The 3,896-nt window shown below is 73.5% G+C and carries 4 protein-coding genes; 2 read left to right on the top strand and 2 right to left on the bottom strand.

From position 1 onward, the window contains the following. Positions 1 to 67 precede the first annotated feature (67 nt). Positions 68 to 1,414, bottom strand: coding sequence for a sensor histidine kinase (locus tag DQW85_RS26295; RefSeq protein WP_113702623.1), 1,347 nt, complete (start codon positions 1,412 to 1,414; stop codon positions 68 to 70). Continuing rightward, positions 1,407 to 2,081, bottom strand: coding sequence for a response regulator transcription factor (locus DQW85_RS26300; RefSeq protein WP_113702624.1), 675 nt, complete (start codon positions 2,079 to 2,081; stop codon positions 1,407 to 1,409). The genes DQW85_RS26295 and DQW85_RS26300 overlap by 8 nt, the downstream gene beginning before the upstream one ends. 127 nt (positions 2,082 to 2,208) lie before the next feature. Here DQW85_RS26300 and DQW85_RS26305 point away from each other — a divergent pair, with 127 nt between their 5' ends. Beyond that, positions 2,209 to 3,462, top strand: coding sequence for a LolA family protein (locus DQW85_RS26305; protein WP_113702625.1), 1,254 nt, complete (start codon positions 2,209 to 2,211; stop codon positions 3,460 to 3,462). Beyond that, positions 3,459 to 3,896 (top strand): ATP-binding cassette domain-containing protein (locus tag DQW85_RS26310; protein WP_113702626.1); only part of this gene is annotated, 438 nt, incomplete at its 3' end. The genes DQW85_RS26305 and DQW85_RS26310, both read left to right, overlap by 4 nt.

The following is a 3,896-nucleotide window of genomic DNA, read 5'->3' on the forward strand; positions in this document are numbered from 1 at the left end:
CCCCGGCCGCCGTGAAGCCACCCGGCAGCCGCCGCGAGCGCCCCGGCCGCCCCACCCCGGCCGCGATCTACTCGGCCACCGGCAGCCGCACCACCACACGCAAGCCCGGCGAGGCGTCCTCCAGACGCACGCCGCCGCCGTGGGCGCGGACCGTCTCCCGCACGATCGCGAGGCCGAGCCCCGCACCGCCCTCGTCACGGCTGCGGCCCGAGTCGAGCCGGGTGAACCTGTTGAACACCCGTTCCCGGTCCTGCGCCGGGATGCCCGGCCCGTCGTCGGCCACCGTCAGCACCCCGTCGGCGGTCAGCGCCACCTCGACCTTGGAGGTGGTGTGCCGGACGGCGTTGTCCACCAGGTTGGTCAGCACCCGGCTCAGGTCGAGGGCGTCACCCCGCACCACCACCGGCTCGCAGACCGTCAGCCTCGCCTCGCCGTACCGGTCGGCGGTCTGCCGCACCACCTCGTCGAGGTGGACGGGCTCGCGCCGGGCCGGCACGCCGCCGCGCTCGTCCAGGCGGGCGAGCGCGAGCAGGTCCTCGGCCAGCCGGGACAGCCGCATGGCGTCCTCCAGCACGCCCTCGGCGGTCTCGGGCCACTCCTGCCCCTCGGGGTGGCCGAGCGCCACCTCCAGCTGCAGCCGGATGCTGGCGAGGGGGCTGCGCAGCTCGTGCGCGGCGTCGGAGACGAGCGCGCGCTGGCGCTGCTCGGCCTCCTCCAGCCTGGCCAGCATGCCGTTGAGCGTGACGGCGAGCTGGTGCACCTCGTCGCGGGACTCGGGCACGGGCAGCCTGCGGGAGCGGGCCGTGTGCGTGATCTCGGACGCGCCCCTGCGCAGCGCGGTGATCGGGCGCAGGGTCCGGCCGATGATCAGCCAGCTGGCCGCGGCCAGCAGCACGATCAGCAGCGGCGTGCCGACGAGCAGGACCCTGCCGGCCGTGCGCAGGCTGGTGCTGATCTCGCCGACGGGCCTGGCCGCGACGACGGTCTGCCCGCGGTCCGCGCGGAGTACGACGACCCGCAGTGGCCCCGGGATCGCGTACGGCCTGCCGTCGAGGAACGTCGCCCGGCCCTGCCGCAGCGTCCGTGCCCTGGCCCGCGCGTCCAGCAGCGGCACCATCCGGTCGGCGCCGTAGGTGACGTGCGTGATGCGGCCCGAGGCGTCGAGCACCTGCACGATCGTGCCGTCGTGGGTGGTGATCGGGATGGTCAGCGTGCCCGCGTCGGCGTGCACCCGGATGGTCTGAGCCTGCTGCCGGAGCGAGTCGTCGACCGTGCCGATCAGCGCCCGGTCGAGCACGCTCAGCAGCACCGACGCCGACAGCGCCAGTGCCGAGGCGAGCACCGCCACGGCCACCACGGTCAGCCGGAACCGCAGGCTCTGCCGCCGCCACCAGGCGTGGGGGGAGTCAGCCACCGTCGCCGGCCAGCCGGTAGCCCGCGCCGCGCACGGTCTGCAGCGCGTTCCTGCCGAACGGGCCGTCGATCTTGCGCCGCAGGTAGCCCACGTACACCTCGACCACGTTCGGATCGGTGTCGAAGGTGTCCCAGACGTGCTCCAGGATCTCCGCCTTCGACACCACCTCGTCACGCCTGCGCAGCAGGTACTCCAGCAGCGCGAACTCCCGCGGTGTCAGCTCGACCGGACTCTCGCCGCGGTGCACCTTGCGCCGCGCCGGGTCGAGCGACAGGTCCCCGGCCGTCAGCACGGCGGGCCGCCGCCCGGCGTCGCGCCGCAGCAGCGCGCGCAGCCTGGCCACCAGCACCACGTACGAGAACGGCTTGGTCAGGTAGTCGTCGGCGCCCAGGTCGAGCCCGTCGGCCATGTCGTACTCGCCGTCCTTGGCCGACAGCATGAGGATCGGCACCCAGTTGTCCTCCGCGCGCAGCTGCTTGCACACGTTGTAGCCCGAGAGCCTGGGCAGCATGATGTCGAGCACCACGACGTCGTAGTCGCCGTGCCTGGCCTGATGCAGGCCCTCCTCGCCGTCGTGGGCGAGATCGACGGCGAAACCCTCGGCCTGCAGCCCCCGCTGCAGCGCCGCCGCCATGCGCCGCTCGTCCTCGACGACAAGTACTCTCATACGGCAATTCTCCCGTGCCCGCCCTGAGACGACGCTGAGAAGGCTGAGAGCGATCTCAGACAGTCTCAGGATCGCCTAAGGATGCATCACGCAGGCTCTGGTCATCGACATACCGTTAAGGAGTGAGATGCGCAGAGGCACGTTCGTGAGATGGGGGGTCCCGATCGCGGCAGCGGCCGTGATCGGCGCCGCGGTCGGCGCCGGCCCCGTCATCGCCGCTGTCAGCGGCGATCCCGTGCTCCCGGAGCGTTCGGCGCAGCAGCTGCTCGCCGACGCCGCGGCCGCCGGGAAGAAGGAGACGCCGCCCATGTCGGGCACCGTGCAGCAGACCGCGTCGCTCGGTCTGCCCGCGCTGCCGCAGATCGGCGCGGCGTCGCCGCTGGCGCTGCTGTCGGGCTCGCACGAGGTCAAGGTCTGGTACGGCGGGCACGACAAGCTCCGCGTGGCCATGCCGACCCAGATGAACGAGACCAACCTGATCATCAACGGCGGCCAGAGCTGGTACTGGGACAGCGCGAGCAACACCGCCACCAAGCTCATCTGGAAGGGCTGGTCGAAGGAGCCGCCGCGCGACCTGGCCACGCCCGCGCCGGGCGACCTGACGCCCAAGGGAGTGGCGGAGCAGATCCTGGCCAAGGCGGGCGAGCACACGGCGATCAGGGTCACCAACACCGCCGAGGTGGCGGGCCGCCCGGTCTACCAGCTGGTGCTCGCGCCCAAGGCGGCGGGCTCGCTGGTGCAGGAGGTGCGCCTGGCCCTCGACGGCGAGACGTTCGTCCCGCTCCAGGTGCAGGTGTTCGCCAAGGGCTCGGCCGAGCCGGCGTTCCAGGTGGGCTTCACCCAGGTGACGTTCACCCCTCCCGCCGAGGAGAACTTCACCTTCACGCCGCCCCAAGGCGCCAAGGTGGAGGAGCGCGAGTTCGGCGGGCCGGAGGAGGCCCGCGAGGGCGAGAAGCAGGCCGAACACGCTGAGCGGACCGCCCGCGACGCGAAGGTCGTCGGCGCCGGGTGGACCGGCGTGGCCGTGCTCAAGGTGTCGGCGGCCGACCTGGCGGGCAAGCCGTCGGACGGCGAGCCCTCGGACAGCCGGACCCCGGACAGCCGGACCCCGGACAGCCGGACCCCGGACGGCCGCACCTCGGACGGCCGCACCTCCGACGGCCGCACCTCGGACGGCGGGCCCGAGGGGCTCGGGGGCGACGCCGACGTCAAGGGGATCCTTGACAACGTGCTCAAGAACGCGACCCCGGTGAGCGGCCCGTGGGGCTCGGGCAGACTGATCAGCACCAAGCTGGTCACCGCCCTGCTGACCGACGATGGCCGCCTGCTGGTCGGCGCGGTCACCCCAGAGGAGATCACCAAGGCGGCGGGCGTCAAGTGACCGCCGTCACGAGCGAAACGGGGGCGCCCTACGGGGCGGCCCCGCCCTCCGCCACGCCCCCGGACGCGCCCGCGATCGTCACGCGCGGCCTGACCAAGCGCTTCCGCGGCGGCCAGGTAGCCGTCGACTCGCTCGACCTGGCCGTGCCCCGCGGATCGGTCTTCGGCTTCCTCGGGCCCAACGGCTCGGGCAAGACCACCACCATCCGCATGCTGCTCGGCCTGGTCGCGCCCACTTCCGGTCAGCACTCGGTGCTCGGCCTGCCTCTCGCCGAGGCGCTGCCCCGGGTCGGGGCGCTGGTAGAGGGGCCCGCCTTCTACCCGTACCTGTCGGGCGAGGCCAACCTGCGCCGCTTCGACGCGGCGGACCCGACCGCCCCGGCGGCCACCGCCAGGTGGCGCGTCGGCGAGGCGCTCGACCGGGTGGGGCTCGCC

The sequence above is a fragment of the Nonomuraea lactucae genome (genome assembly GCF_003313395.1).
Classification (GTDB): domain Bacteria; phylum Actinomycetota; class Actinomycetes; order Streptosporangiales; family Streptosporangiaceae; genus Nonomuraea; species Nonomuraea lactucae.

Coding starts and splice junctions, on each gene's coding strand:
- DQW85_RS26300 (WP_113702624.1), bottom strand. CDS start 2,081: ATGAGAGTACTTGTCGTCGAGGACGAGCGGCGCATGGCGGCGGCGCTG.
- DQW85_RS26305 (WP_113702625.1), top strand. CDS start 2,209: ATGCGCAGAGGCACGTTCGTGAGATGGGGGGTCCCGATCGCGGCAGCG.